This is a genomic window from Polaribacter sp. (assembly GCF_965660385.1).
GTDB lineage: Bacteria > Bacteroidota > Bacteroidia > Flavobacteriales > Flavobacteriaceae > Polaribacter.
Genome location: NZ_CBFHZT010000005.1, coordinates 89684 through 108401, shown reverse-complemented (window position 1 = coordinate 108401; position 18718 = coordinate 89684). Strand labels below are relative to the sequence as shown.

Genomic DNA, 18718 nt, shown 5'->3' with positions numbered 1-18718 from the left:
TCTACATTTCTGACACCTCTGAACTGCGTTCTAAACGCTTTTATTTTGGCATTAAAAGATTCAGCAGAAGCATTTGTACTTCTGTTATCAAAATAATTCAATATCGATTGATAGTTTAGGCTAATAGAGTTCGCTACAATATTAAAAGCTTTGAAACCAGATTGTTCTACTTCTCTAAACCAGTGCGCTAATTTTGTATATGCTATTTGTTTTGAGATATTTTTATGGTTAAACAAGTTTCTTAGCTTTTGAGATATCTTGTATGCCCTTTTGATATCAGGATAATTTTCAAATAGTATTATTGCTCTTTGCTGTTGTTTTTCAGTCCAGTCTACTTTTGCTTTATAGAGTAAATACCTACTTCTAGCTAAGAGTTGTTTTACTGTATCTCCATTAGTAAATGTTTTTGGGCTATATGTTTTGCTATTATTTCTAGCTTCTTTAATTTCTTGATTTTCTTTATCTATAGCTTCCCAACGATGTTTGATACGGATATCTTGTAGTGCATCTAAAGCTAATTTCTGTACATGGAATCTATCTGTAACTTGAGTTGCTTTAGGAAAACATTTTTTAGCAATCAGTTTCATTGCATTGGCCATATCTAAGGTAATTTCTTCAACTTTATATCGCTTATTACTTGGGATTTTTAGCAGATATTCAATGACTTGCTCTGCTTTGGTTCCTGCAATAATAGCCACAATACTTCCTGCTTTTCCTTTTGCCTTTTTGTTGGTAACAATCGTATAGAGTTCACCTTTAGATAAAGCTACTTCATCAATAGCGAGTTGTTTACCTATATTTTCAGGAAATACAAGCCAATCTTTAGCGTGTGACTTTGCTTTCCATTGTTTGAAGTCACTCAAGTAATCTTTAAATTGACGTTGAAGCTTTTTACCATCAACTCCATAAAAACCACCTATCGTTTGGCAATCATTAGGCTTAGTAGCGATTAATAGCTTTTAAAAAATCGGCAAACTCTGCTGTGATACGAGTGCCTGTTGCTACTAAATTCCAATCTCTCTGTACTACTTTCTTGGTAGTCTTATTTAACCATCTACGACGTTTTATATGGAGAAAAACTACTTTACCTCTAAGTGGAAAATCTTGAATGGTGATTTGTTTATGAAAACCGTGAGCGATAATTAATTCCTTAGAAAACTCTTCTGGAAGTTTAGACTTTTCTTCGAAATATAGATGTAGTTCTGAATTTTGTAATTCGTGTTTTAGTAAATCAAAGTGAGTTACCAATAATTCTGGCAAAATAAGTTTTAATACTTCTGAGGTTAATTCCAAATCTTAATCTTTTTGCAAAAATCTAAAATCTAAATCAATTTACACACAACTTTTGAACTTGATCCATCAAAATTCTCTTCTCAGTTTAGAAATACAAAAGTTTGCTTGAAATTAAGTGTTTTAACCATGCTCATTAAATATTTGTTTAAGAAATTTTAGAATAAAACATTCAATCTCGTTAAGTTTGATTTATTGAAATAACCTATAAGCTAAAAACTTTGAGGCATCTTTATAGATAGACTTAATACAAAAAAAGGATTCTGCTTTTTTTTAATATGGATTTAAAATTATTTTTCAGGTAAATCAATTTTTCATCAGCTTTGATGCCTGATAATAAAAAATAAATAACCTTTCCATTTTAAATAATTTTATTACTTAAAAATGGTGTTATTTTCAGCATTTAATTTTCTATTAAATCTATAGCTTCTGAATTAAACTATAATCATATGAGATAGTTTTTTAATAATTTCAATCTTTTTTGATGTTTAAAACATCTTTCTTAAATTCAAAGACACATTTCTTATCCATAAAAAAAACTTATACAAAACATAATTTTTATATATATAAATTAACAATATAATTATTACACCTTTGCCAAAAATTAACTTTTTAAAAAGTTGGTGATTCTAAAAAACCATCAAAAAACGAATGAAATGAATATCAATGAAAATTTAAAAAAAAATAAAAATCCATTTCTAGTAAAATTCACACCTTATATTTTATGGTTTTTATGCTCAATAAATATACTGTATACAATTTTTAATTTTTCGAGTATTCCAGAATATACATTTCATAATTTTCTTAAAATAAATGGATTTACCTTTTTAATATGGAGTACTGTAACTTTTTTTAGTGCCATTGTAGCTACTTATGCAAAAACATATCTTAAAGGTTTTAGATATCATACTAAATTTATGTTACTGTGTTTGGTATTTACCTTTTCTGTAATGTTATTAGTAATGGCTAATCACATTATACTAATACTAATAAGTTGGTTATTTATGGGCATATTTATGTCGCAATTAATTGGTATAGATAAAGATTGGCTTGAAGCTAAAGAAGCTTCAAAATTTACCTTACAATATTTTCTTACGGGCACTTTATTTTTAACTTTAGGCACTCTAGTTTTAGCAGTATATAGCAATACATACACTGTAAGTGGTTTAGCAAAAGTTGTGAACAATTTGCCTAATTATATTACATTGATTTCGGCTTTATGTATTATTGCTGCTGCTGTAGTACAATCTGCTATATATCCATTTCATCGCTGGTTATTATCTGCAATGACTTCTCCAACTCCAGCATCTGCACTTATGCACGCTGGTTTTGTAAACGGTGCAGGCATCCTATTAAGTATTTTTGCAACGTTATTATTTGCATCTAAAACCTTAACTATTTTATTTGTAATTGGAGGTTTTACGGCTATTATTGCTCAATTTACCAAACTACTACAAGTAAACGTTAAGCATAAACTAGCCTGCTCTACAATTGCACAAATGGGTTTTATGATTATGCAATGTGGACTTGGTTTTTTTAATGCAGCTGTTGCTCATTTAATTCTTCATGGATTCTATAAAGCATATTTATTTTTATCTTCTGGAGAAGAAATAGCACAAACGAAACCGAAAAAAGAAAAAGCGCTAAAAATAAAACCTTTTCAAACTTTTGTAGTTTTAATTTTTGGAATTTTGGGTGCATATTTATTTATAGTTTTAACCGGTAAAGGATTCCATTTAGATAGTAGTGTATTTCTTACGCTTGTTGTGGCAATTACAGTTGGGCAAATCACCTACAATATTGTTAAAGAAAAAAGCCTAACGAACCTTCAAAAAACTTTTATTCCGATTGTCTTATTTTTATCTGGAATTGGAGTTTATGCACTTTTTTATAATGGAGTTACCATTTTAATGAAAGATTTACCAATGGTAGATCAACCAACCTCTTTATCTTGGGTGCAAATTATCTTTGGTTTTATTTTTCTTTTCGGTTTTTTTATTATGAAATTAGGGATTTATAAAAAAATTCCTTGGCTTTATGTAAAACTACTGAACCTTTCACAACCTTATCACAAATCAATATTAATATCGAAATCTAAATAATATGAATCAAGATATTTTAAATAGTGTTGATCAAGCCTCTAAAGTAATCGGAAAAACCTGGCCATTATATAATTTTGTTGCTTCTAACCCACTTTCTGGTTATGAAAATTTATCATTTCAAGAGGCGGTTCTTGAAGCCAAAAAAAACTTACACACCAATGCTTATCCTTCTGCAAAGAAATATCAAGAGGCTATTGATAAAGGGGATATTAGTTATGAAATATTACAATCAATATTAAAAGAGAATCATTATTCTGATAAACCAGAACATTATTTAAATCTTTTATTTGATCAAAAAGAAGTTAAAATAACAAATGAAAACCATAAGTTAGATGTGATTATGTGTAAGTGGTTGTCTTCGTTTATGGATGAAGGTTTAGCTGAATGGGAAATGCCTTATAAAACTGAAGGTTTTTATAATTCATGGAGGTTACTGGTTGTTTACGATACTGAAACAGGAAAAACTGCTTTAAAAGATATTCCAAAAACCAGTTCAGAGGCTCTTGTAAAAATTTTAGAAAACTACCATAAAGAAGATTATACTAAAATTTTAACGTATCATTTAGCGGCTTTACCTGGATGGACAGGATATTTAAATCATAGAATTAATGGGAATGGTGATTGGCAAGAGGAATATCCTATAGAAATTGTCGATTATTTAGCTGTAAGACTTTGGACAGCCAAAAAAATAAATGCAAAGATTTTACCAAATACTGTAAACGAGGGTGATGAAAAAATTTCAGAACTTCAGTATTTATTCTTAAAAGCTTGGGAACAAACTTGGCAAAAAAAGTTGTTACAAACTTTAAATGACAAAGCTATTCAACCAGCAAAACAAGATAATAAAACACCAGATGCTCAAATGGTTTTTTGTATAGATACAAGATCAGAGTTAATACGAAGACACATTGAATCTAAAGGAGATTATGAAACTTTTGGTTATGCTGGTTTTTTTGGAATTGCTATGGATTATCAAAGTTTAGCAGATGGCATTACACGAAAATCTTGTCCGCCAATTGTTGGTTCTGCTTATAAAGTTACAGAAATACCAAGACAAAATAAAGAAGTTGAATTTATAAAGTACGATGCCAAAAATGAAATTTTAAAGTTTAAAAATTACTTTTTAAAACGTATCAAAAACATGATTCCTTCTGCATTTGGTTTTGTTGAAGGTGCTGGTTTTTTCTACGGATTATCTTTGGTTGGGAGAACCTTACTACCAAGAAAAATGTATCATTTAGATAACAAAAAAGCTTCTAAGACAGAACATATTTGTCAACCTGATATTAATATGAACAATCAAGATGACACGTCTGGAATTCCTATTGCTGACAAAGTAGCCATTGTAAAATCGAGTTTTGATTTAATGGGCTGGAAACAGTTTGCTCCTTTAATTGTTTATGTTGGTCATGGTAGTCACTCTGCTAATAATCCTTTTGGCTCTAGTTTAGATTGTGGTGCTTGTGCTGCAAGCCCTGGAAGACACAATGCAAGAATGTTAGCAAAATTAGCTAACCAACCAGAGGTTAGAAAGGCATTATCAGAATTACAAATACACATTCCAAAAGATACCCTTTTTATAGGAGCAGAACACAATACTACTACAGATGAAATTGTAATTTTTGATGCAGAAGTTCCAGAATCTCATAAATCTAGATTAGATATCCTAAAAGCAAATCTTAAAAAAGCACAAAAAACAGCCACACAAGATCGATTAGGAATTAAAGTGAATAGTGTATTCAAAGCAGAACGCAATGCAAATAACTGGGGAGAAACAAGACCTGAATGGGGTTTAGCCAAAAATGCAGGGTTTATTGTGGGGCCAAGAAACCTCACTAAAAACATGAACTTAGATAGCCATTGTTTTTTACATTCTTATGAATGGGAATTAGATACAGAAGGCAAGGCACTTGAAGGTATAATGCTTGGCCCAATGACAGTAACACAATGGATAAATAATCATTATTATTTTTCTACGATAGACAATGAAACTTATGGTGGTGGTTCTAAAATAACGCATAACATTACTGGAAAATTTGGCGTTGTTCAAGGAAATGGTGGTGATTTAAAAATGGGATTGCCTTTACAATCTCTTTATGAATCAGATACAGAAAGTTACCATCAACCTTTAAGATTATCTGTTATGATACAAGCACCTCTTAACAGAGTTTCTGATATTATTGCCAAAAATGCTGCCACAAAAAATCTATTGGATAACGAATGGATTTATGTAATGGTTATGGATCCTACAAGTAATCATGAGGTTTTTAAATATCAAAAATCAATTGAATGGAAAAAACTATAGAGAGAAATATCCAATTAATTGATATATAAATAAAACAATCCCTATTAGTACTAAATACATATTGGTTGCTTTATAAAATGCTGGATAAGATTTTTTATTTTTCCATTGCGTAATGACAAATACAATAGGAATTAAAGCCAAAATTTGCCCAATTTCAATACCAAAATTAAAACTTACTATTTTTAATAAAAATTGATCTGCTCCCATATCAAAGGATTGCAATTTGGTTGCCAATCCAAAACCATGAATTAATCCAAACAAAAATACCATAACTAATAAATTGGGTGCTTTTAGGTTCAGTTTTTTAAACCCTCCTAAATTTTCAAATCCTTTGTAAAAAACACTCAAGGCAATTATAGCATCTACCAAATGCTCATCAGCTGTAATTCTTAAATATGAAGCACCTGTTAACGTAATGCAATGTGCTACAGTAAAAATGGTGATAAATTTAACGATGTCTTTAAATCCGCTTAAATAAAAAACAACTCCAGCCAAAAACAACAAATGATCATAGCCTGTAAGCATATGTTTGGCACCTACATAAATATAAGACCACAGACCACCATTATTTAAAATAGCTTGGTCTGATGAAGTTACCCCATGTGCAAACACAAAAAAAGGAATCAATAGAAATACTAGCGTTACAAAATGCTTTGACTTAAATAACATCAGCAACAATTTATTTTTTTCGATTAAAAAAGAAAAATAATCCGCCTATAATTACTACACTTCCTATAATAAATAAGTAAAATGGCACGCCATCTTCATGATCATGAGAATGAGCATGTGTTTCTGATGAATGTTGATGAGTAACCTCAAAAGTTAAGGTTGCCCAATTTGATTCGTGTGTTAAACCTTCTTCCTCAGAATTTACCAAATGAATTGTTCTTAAATACCAAATTCCGTCATTGGTTAAGTTTACAGAAACGATTCCATTTTTATCTGTTTGTAATTCTTGACCTGTAGTATGGGTATGATTTTCTGAATCATGAGAGTGTTGATGATTTTCTTCTTCATGTGTATGATTATTTGATGACGAGTCATGAGAATGCCCATTTTTTGAAGCCCTAAAATCTGCATAAACCCATTGATTCGCTAAAGGTTTTCCATCTCTTATTAATTTTACTTTTAATTTATCGCCAGTATTTAAATCATAAGGATTTTCTAGAGGAACAAACTCAATAGGATACCCTAAAACAGTTTTCCAATCCTCTGTTTTTTTAGTGCCTACTTGAAAAATTACTTTTACATGCTTTGAATATTTTTCTACAGCGTCTTCATTTAACGTATTGTTTTGCTCTCTTAAAAGCAACATATCTTTAACTCCATCGTGTTTAAGATATTTATTAAAAGCAGCCGCTTTCATAGCAATATTTCTTGGCTTTGTAGAAACTCCAGCAATCCAAGTACCTTCTTCTTTCGAATTAAAATTTAATATGGTAATACTATCTCTTTCTTCCCATTGGTTATTTTCAATTTTTAAACGACTTCCATTACCTACAAAACTAGCATCCAACATTCTATCTCTATCAATTACATTTTCACTTTTGTCAAAAGTTCCATTATATAAGTTGATTGTACTTTGTGTATTAGGCTGTAAGAAATATGTATCTAATTTTAGATACATATCATGACTACAGAAAATTAAAATGCATAAAGCCGCGAATATCTTTTTCTTCATTTCTAAGGTTGTTTTATTGTAAAAATCTTATTGAAACAAAAGTAATCTATAAAATTAAATTACATAATATTCAATTGATTAATAAAGCTTACATCATAAGAATAGCTTTTATTTAACATAATTTTTGTTTAATGTAAATCAAATAAGATTAAACAATTTGTATCTTTGTTTATATAGAACAAATCAAAAAATGCAATTTTTCAATCAAAAAGACATATTCAATCTTCAAAAAATATTTAGAATTAACTTAATAAATAGTTGTTCTGGTTTTAAATCTGCCAATTTATTAGGATCCATTTCTAACGAAGGCATTACCAATGTTGCTGTTTTTAGTTCGGTTACACATTTAGGATCAAGCCCACCCACTTTAGGTTTTATTTTAAGACCCACAACAGTACCAAGAAATACCCACAAAAACATAAAAGATTTAGGTCATTTCACAATAAATCATATTTGGGAAGATGTTTTTGAAGACGCGCATCATACTTCTGCAAAATATCCTGATGATGTTTCTGAGTTTGATATGACGAATTTAGAGCCTGAATTTAAAGGGAATTTTAAAGCTCCTTTTGTAAAAAATGCTCCTGTGCAAATGAGCATGAAATTTATTGAAGAAATATATGTACCCTCTAATGATGTAATGTTGATTGTGGCTCAAATTCAAGAACTCTATGTAAAAGATGAGTTACTTGAAGAAGATGGCTTAATAAACTTATCAAAAGGAAATGTTGTAACTATTAATGGCTTAGACACATACGCAGTGCCTAAATTTAAAAAACAACTTTCTTATCAACGTCCCAAAGAAACAACAAAATAAAGAATGAACATACTCGTAACAGGAGCTACTGGCTACATTGGCAAAAGACTAATTCCATTATTATTAAATGATGGTCATAAGGTGATATGCCCTGTTAGAGACAAAAAAAGAGCACAAAGTTATTACAAAGACAAAAAAAATGTAGTCCTTGTTGAAGCGGATTTCTTGAATGCACATTCGCTCAAGGCAATTCCTAATAATATAGATGCTGCTTATTATTTAATACACTCCATGTCTAATTCTGCTAAAGAATTTCATGTTTTAGAAGAAAAATGTGCCTTTAATTTTAAACGATTTGCAAATCGTACTTCTATCAAACAAGTAATTTATTTAAGCGGAATTACCAATGACACCAAACTTTCAAAACATTTATTATCAAGAAAAAATGTTGAAAATACATTAGCTTCAGAACACTACGCTTTAACCACTTTTAAAGCAGGTATTATTGTGGGCTCAGGTAGCTCTTCTTTTGAAATCATTAGAGATTTAGTAGAAAAACTGCCAGCAATGATTGCCCCTAAATGGTTAGACACCAAAACACAACCATTGGCCATTAGAGATGTACTATCTTTTTTACATAAAGCTTTAGCAAAAAAAGAACTTTACAATACCTCTTATGATATTTTTGGTCCAGAAGTATTGACCTATAAAACTATGCTATTGCAATTTGCAGAAGTAAGAAAATTAAAACGATGGATTATCACTGTACCAGTAATGACTCCTAAACTATCATCTTACTGGTTATATTTTGTTACATCAACATCCTATAAATTAGCTTCATCTTTAGTAAACTCAATGGGTGTAGAGGTAATAGGAAAGAAAAGCAGTATCAATCAAATTTTAGGGATTAACCCAATGACTTATAAGGAAGCTGTACAATTAGCTTTCAAAAAAATAGAACAAAATAGCATTATATCGAGTTGGAAAGATTCATACATAAGCAGTGGTAAATTAAAAAATTATGTACACGAATTTATTAATGTTCCTGAATATGGATGTTTTAAAGATTATAAGAAAAGGAAATTAAAAAATAAGGAAAACGCCCTAAATAAAATTTGGGCGATTGGTGGCGAAACAGGCTGGTATTATGGAACATTTTTATGGAAAATACGTGGCTTTTTAGATCAGTTTTTTGGAGGTGCAGGTTTACGAAGAGGAAGAAGACATCCTACAGAATTAAATGCAGGTGATGCTTTAGATTTTTGGAGAGTTATTTATGCTGATAAAGAAAAAGGGAAACTTCTACTTTATGCAGAAATGATTTTACCTGGCGAAGCTTGGCTAGAATTTAAAATTAAAGATAATTTTATACACCAAACTGCAACTTTTAGACCTCATGGTATTGGAGGTCGGTTATACTGGTATTCTGTAATGCCTTTTCATTGGTTTGTTTTTAATGGAATGATTAACAACATTAATAAATAACCTTGAAAAAACAACATTTACCCACAAAAATATGCATGGTTTGTAAAAGACCTTTTACATGGCGCAAAAAGTGGAAAAAAAATTGGGAAAACGTTAAATATTGTAGTAAAAAATGCAGCAGCAACAGAAAAAAATAGGACTAGTTTGGTTTCGAAATAATTTAAGGATTAGAGATAATATTGCTCTTAAAAAAGCAGCAGATGAAAATGATCAAGTAATTGCTGTATATTTTTTTGATCCTAAATATTTTGCTAAAGATGCATTTGGATTTCGAAAAACCGAAAAATATAGAGCGCAATTTTTAATTGAAACTGTTCAGGATTTAAAGCAAAATTTAGCCAAATTAAATATTACACTCCTCACCTATTTTGATGCTCCAGAAAACAAATTAAACACGATTTGTGATGAATTTTCTGTAGCTACAATTTATACACAAAAAGAATGGACTCAAGAGGAAATCGACACAAATAAAGCTGTAAAACAACCCCTTACCAATGTTAATTTTCTAGAGGATTATGATCAATTTTTATATCACCCAAATACAGTTTCAAGAAATTTTAGCAATATTCCAAATGTGTTTACTGGTTTTCGAAAAAAGTTAGAAAAATATGTAGATATACTTGATGAAGTTAAAATTTCAAAACTTCCAGAAAGTAATAGCATAGAAAACTCAACTTCAATTCCAACACTTTCTGACTTGGGTTTTGAAGATTTTACAATTTCACATAAAACTGCTTTCCCTTTTAAGGGCGGAGAAACCGAAGGTTTAAATCGCATAGATTATTATCTTTTTGAAAGTAAAAAAGTAAGTTTTTACAAAAAAACTAGAAATGGTTTAGTGGGTGTTGATTACTCTACAAAATTCTCACCTTGGTTGGCAAACGGAAGTGTATCAGCTAAAACCATTTATGACAAAGTAAAAAAATACGAAAAAGAATATGGTAAAAATCAATCTACCTATTGGGTAATTTTTGAATTGATTTGGAGAGATTTTTTTAAATACATTTCCTTAAAATACAACAATAAAATATTTAAAATAGGCGGAATTTTAGATAGAAATTATCATTGGAACACAGACAAAGAACTGATTAATCAATGGATTAATGGAGAAACTAAAGATGATTTTGTAAATGCAAATATGATTGAAATCAAAGAAACTGGTTGGATGAGCAATAGAGGTAGACAAAACGTGGCTTCCTATTTTGCAAAAGAATTATTACAAGATTGGCGAATTGGGGCTGCCTATTTCGAATCGCTTTTATTAGATTATGATGTGCATAGCAATTATGGAAATTGGATGTATGTTGCAGGCGTTGGTAACGATCCTAGAGATCGAAAATTTAATACACAATTGCAAGCTGAACGTTATGATAGTAATTACAAATTCAGAAATCTTTGGTTAGCAAAAACTTTATTTTAAATGAGTAATAAAGCAATTCATATTATTTTTCCACATCAACTTTTTAAAACCACAGAGGTTTTAGAAACAACAAATCCTATTTTTTTAGTAGAGGAATATTTGTTTTTTAATCAATATAAATTTCATCAACAAAAAATCGCGTTTCATAGAGCCAGTATGAAAGCGTATGAAAGTTATCTGAAAAAAAAGGATAAAAAAGTAAGTTACATCAATGCAACTGATGAATTTAGTGATATTCGAAAATTACTTCCAAAATTAGCTAATGATGGTGTTTCTAAAATTCATATCATTGATCCGACCGACAATTGGCTGGAAAAGCACATCAAAACTTCAAAAGGAAGTTTGGAGATTGTTTGGTATGATAATCCACTATTTATCAACACAAAAAATGAATTAACTTCCTTTTTTAAACCCACTAAAAAGAAATTTTTTCAAACGTCTTTTTACAAAAACGAAAGAAAAAATAACGCTATTTTAATGGATGGTAAAAATCCTGCTGGTGGAAAATGGACGTTTGATGATGAAAATCGCAAGAAATATCCAAAGGGTAAAACGCCACCAAATATTCATTTTCCAGAACAAACTTCGTTTCATAAAGAAGCTACAAAATATGTAAATAACAACTTTGCAAACAACTATGGAAAGTTAAACGATTTTGTAGTATATCCAATCGATTTTAAAGCTGCAGAAAAATGGTTAACTCAGTTTTTTGAAATCCGTTTTCACGAATTTGGAGCTTACGAAGATGCCATTGTTAGAGAAGAACATTTTTTAAATCATAGCTTATTATCACCTTTAATTAACGTGGGTTTATTACATCCAAAAGAGGTTATAGACAAAGCAATTGAATATGCTAATAGCAACGATGTTCCAATCAACTCTACTGAAGGTTTTGTGCGACAAATTTTAGGTTGGCGAGAATTTATAAGAGGTGTTTATGAGGCAAAAGGAACAGAAGAACGCACCAAAAATTTCTGGAAATTTAAACGTAAAATTCCGCAGTCTTTTTATGATGGAACTACAGGAATTCAACCTGTAGATGATGTTATCAAAAAAGTAAATAAAACCGCTTATGCACATCACATAGAACGATTAATGATTTTAGGAAATTTTATGGTGCTGTGCGAATTTGATCCTGATGAAGTATACCAATGGTTTATGGAGCTTTTTATTGATGCTTACGATTGGGTAATGGTGCCCAACGTTTATGGTATGAGCTTATTTGCAGATGGTGGAATGATGAGTACAAAACCTTACATAAGTAGCAGTAATTACATTATGAAAATGAGTAACTACAACAAAGGCGATTGGCAACAAACTTGGGATGGTTTGTTTTGGACATTTATGGATAAACACCGAGATTTCTTTTTAAGCAACCCAAGACTGGGCATGTTAATCAGAACTTTTGACAAAATGAAGCAAGAAAAAAAGGAGGAGCATTTTGAAAATGCAAAACAATTTTTTAATGAATTAGATAATGGCAGATAGAGAAGAAATTAATGTAGTTTGGTTAAAACGAGATTTGCGTTTGCAAGATAATGAAGCAATTAAAAATGCTTTACAATCTAATAAACGTGTACTGTTTTTATATGTTTTTGAAAACTCTTTACTAAATGATCCTCATTATTCTGAAAGGCATTGGAATTTTATTAAACAATCTATTGTAGATCTTAATAAAGATTTGCAAAAATACAATACAAAAGTACTTTCTGTTACTTCTGAAGTAATTACTGCATTCAATCAATTACAAAACTATTATAAGATTAATACTGTTTTTTCACATCAAGAAACAGGTTTACTTATTACGTATAATAGAGATAAGGATTTTGCAAGATACTGCAGAAACAACACCATTAACTGGATAGAAAACAATAACAATAGCGTTTTAAGAGGATTGGTAAATAGAGAAGATTGGTTTGATAAATGGGATGCATACATGAGTTCACCACAATTTTCATATCAATTTAAAACTGAACAATTTGTTGATTTAGATGAATTTAAAACCATAGAAAGAAGCTTTTTGACTACAAATTTATCAACAGATCAACATCCTTTTTTCCAAAAAGGTGGTACAAGTACTGCTTGGAAATATGCAGAGAGTTTTTTTAAAGAAAGACATAAAGACTATATGTATCATATTTCTAAACCAGCCTTGTCAAGAATTAGTTCTAGCCGATTATCGCCCTATATTGCTTGGGGAAATGTTTCTATTCGACAAATTTATCAAAAAGCCTTAACCTTTACTACAGAGAAAAATAAACGTCATATAACAGCATTTATTTCAAGATTACGTTGGCAAGCCCATTTTATTCAAAAATTTGAAATGGAGCATACTATGGAAGAAGCCAGTATTAACAAAGGCTATCATAAATTAAAAAAAAGCATTTCTTTAAACTATCAAAAAGCTTGGAAAGAAGGTAATACTGGTTTTCCTTTAGTTGATGCTTCTATGCGTTGTTTGGTAGAAACTGGATATTTAAATTTTAGAATGCGATCTTTACTCGTTTCTTTTTTTACGCACATTTTGTGGCAACCTTGGCAAGCTGCTACACATCATTTATCGCAACAATTTTTAGATTTTGAACCTGGTATTCATTTTCCTCAATTGCAAATGCAAGCAGCAGAAACTGGCATTAATAATGTACGAATTTACAACCCAGTAAAAAATAGTTTAGAACATGATGCAGACGCTGTTTTTATAAAAAAATGGGTGCCAGAATTGGCAAAATTGCCCTTACCTTTTATTCATGAACCGTATTTAATGACTCCTCTAGACCAACAATTTAACAATTTTACTTTGGGTGAGGATTATCCTTTACCAATTGTAAATGGTAAATCTGCCCGCAAAAACGCTAGTAAAATTCTATTTAATATGAAAAAAAGATTCGATGTGATTATGGAGAATAAAAGAATCTTAAAAAAGCATACTTTATCTGATAGAAATCAACTACTTACAGACTAAAACCCCCGTCTTTTTATCGATTCATAATGTTTTGTTAATTTATGTTTAACGTTATTCAAAATAAGTTAAACATTATTATATTTGAGGTGTATATGATTTATAATACTACACACAACAACAAAGAAGCAGATGCCATGTTCAACGATCTTTTGGGCAAGCCGTATTCTTTTTTTAAGGCCATAAAAATGGGTGGTGTTGGTTCTAAAAGAATGATGATTGATGCTGTTAGCCCAGGTTTTCTGAAATATATGAATACAGTTGCTGACATCAACTATGGAAACATAGAACTTAGAGAAAAAGGTATTATTGTTCATATCAATAAAGGTTTAAAAAACTTTAGCTGGGCAATCCCAACGTATCAATTGCATATTTATAAAACTAGTGGATTTAGTATTCATGCTCAAGGTAATTTTGTTCGTTTTAAAAACAACAAGTTATTGAAAGAAAACAAAAAGTTTCTCGACAAAATAATTGATATTAAAATTGAAAACGATAAACAATACGAATTTTACTAAATGAAAACATTAAATACAATTGAAATTGATAGAATAATTGAAATGGCTTGGGAAGATAGAACAACTTTCGAATCCATACAGTTTCAATTTGGTTTAAAAGAACAAGACGTTATCAATTTAATGCGAAGAGAAATGAAACCTTCTAGCTTTAGAATGTGGCGAAAAAGGGTTCAAGGCAGAAAAACAAAACATCAACAATTAAGAACTTTCGAAAAAGGAAGATTTAAATGTACAAGACAAAGAACAATATCCAACAACTCTATATCTAAAAGATAATATGAACAGTGCTTTGCCTTTAAGATTAGAGTACTTAGGGACAGCACATAAAAAAGACAGAAAATGATTACAGAAGTAATATTAAAAGAAAAACAAGCATCAGAAAAACTAAACGGTTTTTCGTTTGAAGAAATTGGTGATGACCATTTATATACAGGTCTAGAAACACCCATGAAAAAAGATGCTTTTCTACGCTCTGATGAAGAAAAAAAAGAAAAAATTGCAAGTTTATTTTCTGAAATTATGGATGTTATGGGCTTAGACCTCACTGATGATTCTTTAAAAGGAACACCAAAAAGGGTAGCCAAAATGTATATTGATGAAATATTCTCTGGATTAAATCCTAAGAATAAACCAAAAGTGGCGTTGTTTGATAATAAGTACCAATACAACCAAATGTTGGTAGAAAAAAACATAACGTTTTACTCTAACTGCGAACACCATTTTGTGCCTATAATAGGTAAGGCTCATGTAGCTTACATTTCATCTGGCAAAGTAATTGGGTTATCAAAATTAAATAGAATTGTACAATATTATGCTAAAAGACCTCAAGTTCAAGAACGTTTAACCAACCAAATTGCAGAGGAACTTAAAGCTATTTTAGAAACGGAAGATGTAGCAGTAATTATAGACGCTAAACATCTATGTGTATCATCTAGAGGAATTAAAGATGATACTTCATCCACAGTAACGTCATACTTTGGTGGTAAATTTAAGAATCAGCAAAAAATCGTTGAACTACAAAACACTTTAAAATACTAAGTTATGGAACTTATCGAAAAAGCTTTAGAATTTGAAAATAGAAAAATGAGATTTCCTACAACAAGCGATCGTATTTTGGCTTCTAGAGAGGCAAAATCATTAATTCTTGACTTAAATGAAATCTATAAGAAAAATAAAGACAAAAAAATAATGGATATTATGAAACGTTTAACTGCTATAAAACAGCGTATAGAAAAACGTTTAAAAGGTAAACCATTAACGGCTGCTTAAAATATAATAAATACAGATTTTTCTTGCTTTTCTAACTTTTATATCTATATTGCCAAATTAGATAAAAATAGAGAAAATCAAAGAATGAATTTATTAGAAAGAGCTGTAGAGTTTGAGAATAGAAAATTCTCATTTAAAACAACCAGCGATCGTATTTTAGCATCAAGAGAAGTAAAAGCTCTAATATTAGAGCTTAATGAAGTATATAAAAAAGATAAAGATCCTGAAATTATGGATTTAATGAAGCGCTTGACAGCAGTTAAACAAAAAATTGAAAAGCGCTTGAAAGGAAGACCTTAAAGCGATATGAATAAAATTTTAGTTATTGGAGGAAGCAAAGGAATTGGAAATGCAATTGTAAATGCTTTAATTAGTGAACATCAAATTATTAATATTAGTAGATCTGCTCCTTTGCAGCCTCACAATAACTTAACACATCACACTTGTGATATTCTTACTGATGAGCTACCTAACATAGACGAAATAGATGCGTTGATTTATTGTCCAGGTAGTATAAATCTTAAACCAATTTCACGTTTAAAATTAGACGAATTCAGAAATGATTTCGAAATTAACGTTGTTGGCGCTGTAAAAGCAATTCAAAAATATTTACCGTCTTTAAAAAAAGGAAACAATCCTTCTATTTTATTATTTAGCACAGTTGCAGCAAAATTAGGAATGCCTTTTCATGCAAGTGTAGCTGCTGCAAAAGCTGGTGTTGAGGGGTTAACCAAATCTTTAGGAGCAGAACTTGCACCAACCATTCGTGTAAATGCTATAGCACCTACTGTTACCAACACAGACTTAGCTTCTAAATTACTACGTAATGAACGTATGATTGATAGCATTAAAGATCGTCATCCTCTTAAAAAATTTTTAGATCCAAAAGAAGTGGCTGATTTAGCTACCTTTTTAATTTCTAACAAAGCAAATTCTATTTCTGGTCAAGTATTTGAGCTAGACTGCGGAATTGTAAGCTTTAAAATATAACATTTTACTTATGACTGATATATATAACATTGAGATGAATAGTCTCAGCAATAAACCTATCCAATTTTCAGATTTTAAAGGAAAACATATTTTATTTGTTAATGTCGCGTCTAAATGTGGCTTTACTCCACAATACGAAGAGTTAGAGCAGTTGCACCAAGAGTATAAAGATAAAATTGTTGTAATTGGTGTACCTTGTAATCAGTTTGGAAAACAAGAACCAGGTTCTGCTGATGAAATACAAGAATTTTGTGAAGTAAACTATGGAGTATCTTTTCTAATCACAGAAAAAGTTGATGTTAAAGGACAGAATCAACATCCTTTATACACTTGGTTAACAGATAAAAGTTTAAATGATAAAAAGAGTTCTTCTGTAAAATGGAATTTTCAAAAATATTTAGTTTCTCCTGAAGGTAAGTTGATAGATTATTATTTTTCAATTACAAAACCAACAAGTAAAAAAATTACAAAACACTTAAATTGATACAAATGTTTGGACTATTTAAAAAGAAATCTGAGGTTGAAAAATTGCAAGACCAATACAAAAAGTTAATGGAAGAAGGTTTCAAACTGCAATCTATCAACAGGAGTGATAGTGATCAGAAATACTTAGAGGCAGACAACTTATTGAAAAAGATTGAGGCTTTACAAACTAAACAATGAAACAAGCTAAACTAACCTTTTTATTTTTGGTGATAAATTTTGGTGGATTAGCTATTGGCAATTGGCTCATGGATAATGGCCCAATGACAAATTGGTATCGTAACTTAAATAAAGCACCTTGGACTCCTCAAGGTTGGGTTTTTGGAGCAGCTTGGACTACAATTATGATTTGTTTTTCTATTTATTTAGGAAAACTTTTTTTGATAAATAACACTAAAAAAATGACAGTTGTTTTTTGTATTCAGTTTATACTGAATGTAAGTTGGAACTTTCTTTTTTTTAACAAACATTGGGTATTTTGGGGATTGGTAAACATTACTTTGCTTACATCACTTTTATTTGTCTATTTCTTTAAATTCAGTGAAAGTGTAAAAAGCTACAAATACCTTATTTTACCTTATATGACATGGTTATGCATTGCAACATCATTAAATCTATACGTTTTAATTTATAATTAAAACCAAAATTATACACCCTTATGAATCGCATACAATACATTGAAAATAATATCCAACACTTAAGAATACAACTTCAAGAACATGAGCTTTATAAAAATTTAAATACTATTGATGATATTAAAGTTTTTATGCAACATCATGTTTTTGCAGTTTGGGATTTTATGTCGCTCTTAAAAAGTTTACAAAATCATTTAACTACCACTACAATTCCTTGGACGCCTCCAAAAAATGGAACAATTTCAAGGTTTATTAATGAAATTGTTCACGGAGAAGAAAGTGATATTAACGAAATTGGCATACCAAAAAGTCATTTTGAAATGTATCTTGATGCTATGCAACAAATTGGTGCAATTACTAAGAACATCAATCATTTTTTAAATTTGATAAATAACAATAATAGCATTGATGAGGCTTTTGACAAATTAAAATTAGATGCTCATATCATTGACTTTGTAAAGTATACATTTACTATTATAAAAACAGATAAACCTCATCTTATAGCTTCTGCCTTTACTTTTGGCAGAGAAGATGTCATACCAGATATGTTTTTAGAAATCTTAAAAAATGCTGATGCTGAGTCTATTTCAACGAACAAACTAAAATATTATTTGGAACGTCATATCGAATTAGATGGAGACGAACATGGCCCTCTTTCTTTAAAAATGATTGAAGAACTCTGTGGCAATGATGATGAAAAATGGAATGATGTAAAGATGGTGGCTGAAGCATCATTATTAAAAAGGATACAACTTTGGGATGGTATCAATCAACTAATTGTAAAACATAAAGCTCATAAACTAAGCCCAATTTTAAATTAATTA

22 protein-coding genes are annotated in these 18718 nt (G+C 30.1%); 18 read left to right on the top strand and 4 right to left on the bottom strand.

What is annotated here, in order from left to right; all coding sequences use genetic code 11:
• Positions 1 to 920: ISAon1 family transposase (locus ACTG3V_RS03110; RefSeq protein WP_439130671.1), on the bottom strand; the 920-nt coding region annotated here is incomplete at its 3' end.
• Positions 921 to 939: 19 nt separating this feature from the next.
• On the bottom strand, positions 940 to 1293 hold the full coding sequence (locus ACTG3V_RS03105) for an ISAon1 family transposase N-terminal region protein (protein WP_439130665.1): 354 nt from the start codon (positions 1291 to 1293) through the stop codon (positions 940 to 942).
• A gap of 653 nt (positions 1294 to 1946) precedes the next feature.
• On the opposite strand from ACTG3V_RS03105, the gene ACTG3V_RS03100 reads away from it, so the two are divergent.
• Positions 1947 to 3392: a proton-conducting transporter transmembrane domain-containing protein gene (locus ACTG3V_RS03100; RefSeq protein WP_439130664.1), complete on the top strand. Its 1446-nt coding sequence runs from the start codon at positions 1947 to 1949 to the stop codon at positions 3390 to 3392.
• 1 nt (position 3393) lies between these two features.
• Positions 3394 to 5697 carry a DUF2309 domain-containing protein gene (locus ACTG3V_RS03095; RefSeq protein ID WP_439130663.1) on the top strand — a complete coding sequence of 768 codons (2304 nt, stop codon included), beginning with the start codon at positions 3394 to 3396 and terminating at the stop codon, positions 5695 to 5697.
• On the opposite strand, the gene ACTG3V_RS03090 is transcribed toward ACTG3V_RS03095, so the two are convergent.
• Together ACTG3V_RS03090 and ACTG3V_RS03085 are read right to left on the bottom strand one after the other, a co-directional pair.
• The gene (locus tag ACTG3V_RS03090) at positions 5692 to 6366 is read right to left on the bottom strand and encodes a HupE/UreJ family protein (protein ID WP_439130662.1); all 675 of its coding nucleotides are present in this window, start codon (positions 6364 to 6366) and stop codon (positions 5692 to 5694) included. The genes ACTG3V_RS03095 and ACTG3V_RS03090 overlap by 6 nt on opposite strands.
• Before the next feature lie 10 nt (positions 6367 to 6376).
• Entirely contained in the window at positions 6377 to 7378 is a 1002-nt protein-coding gene (locus ACTG3V_RS03085; RefSeq protein WP_439130661.1) for a DUF4198 domain-containing protein, read from the bottom strand.
• A 190-nt stretch (positions 7379 to 7568) separates the two neighbouring features.
• On the opposite strand from ACTG3V_RS03085, the gene ACTG3V_RS03080 reads away from it, so the two are divergent.
• The 16 genes from ACTG3V_RS03080 (at position 7569) to ACTG3V_RS03005 (ending at position 18715) form a co-directional block, all read left to right on the top strand.
• Positions 7569 to 8195 carry a flavin reductase family protein gene (locus tag ACTG3V_RS03080; protein ID WP_439130660.1) on the top strand — a complete coding sequence of 209 codons (627 nt, stop codon included), beginning with the start codon at positions 7569 to 7571 and terminating at the stop codon, positions 8193 to 8195.
• 3 nt (positions 8196 to 8198) lie between these two features.
• Positions 8199 to 9620, top strand: coding sequence for an SDR family oxidoreductase (locus ACTG3V_RS03075; RefSeq protein WP_439130659.1), 1422 nt, complete (start codon positions 8199 to 8201; stop codon positions 9618 to 9620).
• A 2-nt stretch (positions 9621 to 9622) separates the two neighbouring features.
• Complete coding sequence (locus tag ACTG3V_RS03070; RefSeq protein WP_439130658.1) at positions 9623 to 9757, top strand: DUF2256 domain-containing protein; 135 nt, start codon at positions 9623 to 9625, stop codon at positions 9755 to 9757.
• On the top strand, positions 9733 to 11040 hold the full coding sequence (locus ACTG3V_RS03065) for a DASH family cryptochrome (protein WP_439130657.1): 1308 nt from the start codon (positions 9733 to 9735) through the stop codon (positions 11038 to 11040). Before ACTG3V_RS03070 ends, ACTG3V_RS03065 begins: the two co-directional genes overlap by 25 nt.
• Positions 11041 to 12528 (top strand): cryptochrome/photolyase family protein, encoded by a 1488-nt coding sequence (locus ACTG3V_RS03060; protein ID WP_439130656.1) that lies wholly within the window; start codon positions 11041 to 11043, stop codon positions 12526 to 12528. It abuts the gene before it with no gap.
• The gene (locus tag ACTG3V_RS03055) at positions 12518 to 14002 is read left to right on the top strand and encodes an FAD-binding domain-containing protein (protein ID WP_439130655.1); all 1485 of its coding nucleotides are present in this window, start codon (positions 12518 to 12520) and stop codon (positions 14000 to 14002) included. Before ACTG3V_RS03060 ends, ACTG3V_RS03055 begins: the two co-directional genes overlap by 11 nt.
• A gap of 92 nt (positions 14003 to 14094) precedes the next feature.
• Positions 14095 to 14517, top strand: a complete 423-nt coding sequence (locus ACTG3V_RS03050) for a hypothetical protein (RefSeq protein WP_439130670.1) — start codon at positions 14095 to 14097, stop codon at positions 14515 to 14517.
• Entirely contained in the window at positions 14518 to 14793 is a 276-nt protein-coding gene (locus ACTG3V_RS03045; RefSeq protein ID WP_439130654.1) for a TIGR03643 family protein, read from the top strand. It begins immediately after the preceding gene.
• A gap of 63 nt (positions 14794 to 14856) precedes the next feature.
• Positions 14857 to 15555, top strand: a complete 699-nt coding sequence (folE, locus tag ACTG3V_RS03040) for a GTP cyclohydrolase I FolE (RefSeq protein WP_439130653.1) — start codon at positions 14857 to 14859, stop codon at positions 15553 to 15555.
• A gap of 3 nt (positions 15556 to 15558) precedes the next feature.
• Entirely contained in the window at positions 15559 to 15786 is a 228-nt protein-coding gene (locus tag ACTG3V_RS03035) for a hypothetical protein (RefSeq protein WP_439130652.1), read from the top strand.
• Between the two features lie 84 nt (positions 15787 to 15870).
• A complete protein-coding gene (locus tag ACTG3V_RS03030) occupies positions 15871 to 16086 on the top strand; it encodes a hypothetical protein (RefSeq protein ID WP_439130651.1) in 216 nt (71 codons plus the stop codon).
• Positions 16087 to 16092: 6 nt separating this feature from the next.
• Positions 16093 to 16776, top strand: coding sequence for an SDR family NAD(P)-dependent oxidoreductase (locus ACTG3V_RS03025; protein WP_439130650.1), 684 nt, complete (start codon positions 16093 to 16095; stop codon positions 16774 to 16776).
• A 10-nt stretch (positions 16777 to 16786) separates the two neighbouring features.
• Complete coding sequence (locus ACTG3V_RS03020) at positions 16787 to 17260, top strand: glutathione peroxidase (protein WP_439130649.1); 474 nt, start codon at positions 16787 to 16789, stop codon at positions 17258 to 17260.
• 5 nt (positions 17261 to 17265) lie between these two features.
• Entirely contained in the window at positions 17266 to 17439 is a 174-nt protein-coding gene (locus ACTG3V_RS03015) for a Lacal_2735 family protein (RefSeq protein ID WP_439130648.1), read from the top strand.
• Positions 17436 to 17897 (top strand): TspO/MBR family protein, encoded by a 462-nt coding sequence (locus ACTG3V_RS03010; RefSeq protein WP_439130647.1) that lies wholly within the window; start codon positions 17436 to 17438, stop codon positions 17895 to 17897. The genes ACTG3V_RS03015 and ACTG3V_RS03010 overlap by 4 nt, the downstream gene beginning before the upstream one ends.
• 20 nt (positions 17898 to 17917) lie before the next feature.
• Positions 17918 to 18715 carry a DUF3050 domain-containing protein gene (locus ACTG3V_RS03005; RefSeq protein WP_439130646.1) on the top strand — a complete coding sequence of 266 codons (798 nt, stop codon included), beginning with the start codon at positions 17918 to 17920 and terminating at the stop codon, positions 18713 to 18715.
• The last annotated feature ends 3 nt before the right edge of the window (positions 18716 to 18718 follow it).

Coding starts and splice junctions, on each gene's coding strand:
- ACTG3V_RS03100 (WP_439130664.1), top strand. CDS start 1,947: ATGAATATCAATGAAAATTTAAAAAAAAATAAAAATCCATTTCTAGTA.
- ACTG3V_RS03095 (WP_439130663.1), top strand. CDS start 3,394: ATGAATCAAGATATTTTAAATAGTGTTGATCAAGCCTCTAAAGTAATC.
- ACTG3V_RS03090 (WP_439130662.1), bottom strand. CDS start 6,366: ATGTTATTTAAGTCAAAGCATTTTGTAACGCTAGTATTTCTATTGATT.
- ACTG3V_RS03085 (WP_439130661.1), bottom strand. CDS start 7,378: ATGAAGAAAAAGATATTCGCGGCTTTATGCATTTTAATTTTCTGTAGT.
- ACTG3V_RS03080 (WP_439130660.1), top strand. CDS start 7,569: ATGCAATTTTTCAATCAAAAAGACATATTCAATCTTCAAAAAATATTT.
- ACTG3V_RS03075 (WP_439130659.1), top strand. CDS start 8,199: ATGAACATACTCGTAACAGGAGCTACTGGCTACATTGGCAAAAGACTA.
- ACTG3V_RS03065 (WP_439130657.1), top strand. CDS start 9,733: ATGCAGCAGCAACAGAAAAAAATAGGACTAGTTTGGTTTCGAAATAAT.
- ACTG3V_RS03060 (WP_439130656.1), top strand. CDS start 11,041: ATGAGTAATAAAGCAATTCATATTATTTTTCCACATCAACTTTTTAAA.
- ACTG3V_RS03055 (WP_439130655.1), top strand. CDS start 12,518: ATGGCAGATAGAGAAGAAATTAATGTAGTTTGGTTAAAACGAGATTTG.
- ACTG3V_RS03050 (WP_439130670.1), top strand. CDS start 14,095: ATGATTTATAATACTACACACAACAACAAAGAAGCAGATGCCATGTTC.
- ACTG3V_RS03045 (WP_439130654.1), top strand. CDS start 14,518: ATGAAAACATTAAATACAATTGAAATTGATAGAATAATTGAAATGGCT.
- folE (WP_439130653.1), top strand. CDS start 14,857: ATGATTACAGAAGTAATATTAAAAGAAAAACAAGCATCAGAAAAACTA.
- ACTG3V_RS03035 (WP_439130652.1), top strand. CDS start 15,559: ATGGAACTTATCGAAAAAGCTTTAGAATTTGAAAATAGAAAAATGAGA.
- ACTG3V_RS03030 (WP_439130651.1), top strand. CDS start 15,871: ATGAATTTATTAGAAAGAGCTGTAGAGTTTGAGAATAGAAAATTCTCA.
- ACTG3V_RS03025 (WP_439130650.1), top strand. CDS start 16,093: ATGAATAAAATTTTAGTTATTGGAGGAAGCAAAGGAATTGGAAATGCA.
- ACTG3V_RS03020 (WP_439130649.1), top strand. CDS start 16,787: ATGACTGATATATATAACATTGAGATGAATAGTCTCAGCAATAAACCT.
- ACTG3V_RS03015 (WP_439130648.1), top strand. CDS start 17,266: ATGTTTGGACTATTTAAAAAGAAATCTGAGGTTGAAAAATTGCAAGAC.
- ACTG3V_RS03010 (WP_439130647.1), top strand. CDS start 17,436: ATGAAACAAGCTAAACTAACCTTTTTATTTTTGGTGATAAATTTTGGT.
- ACTG3V_RS03005 (WP_439130646.1), top strand. CDS start 17,918: ATGAATCGCATACAATACATTGAAAATAATATCCAACACTTAAGAATA.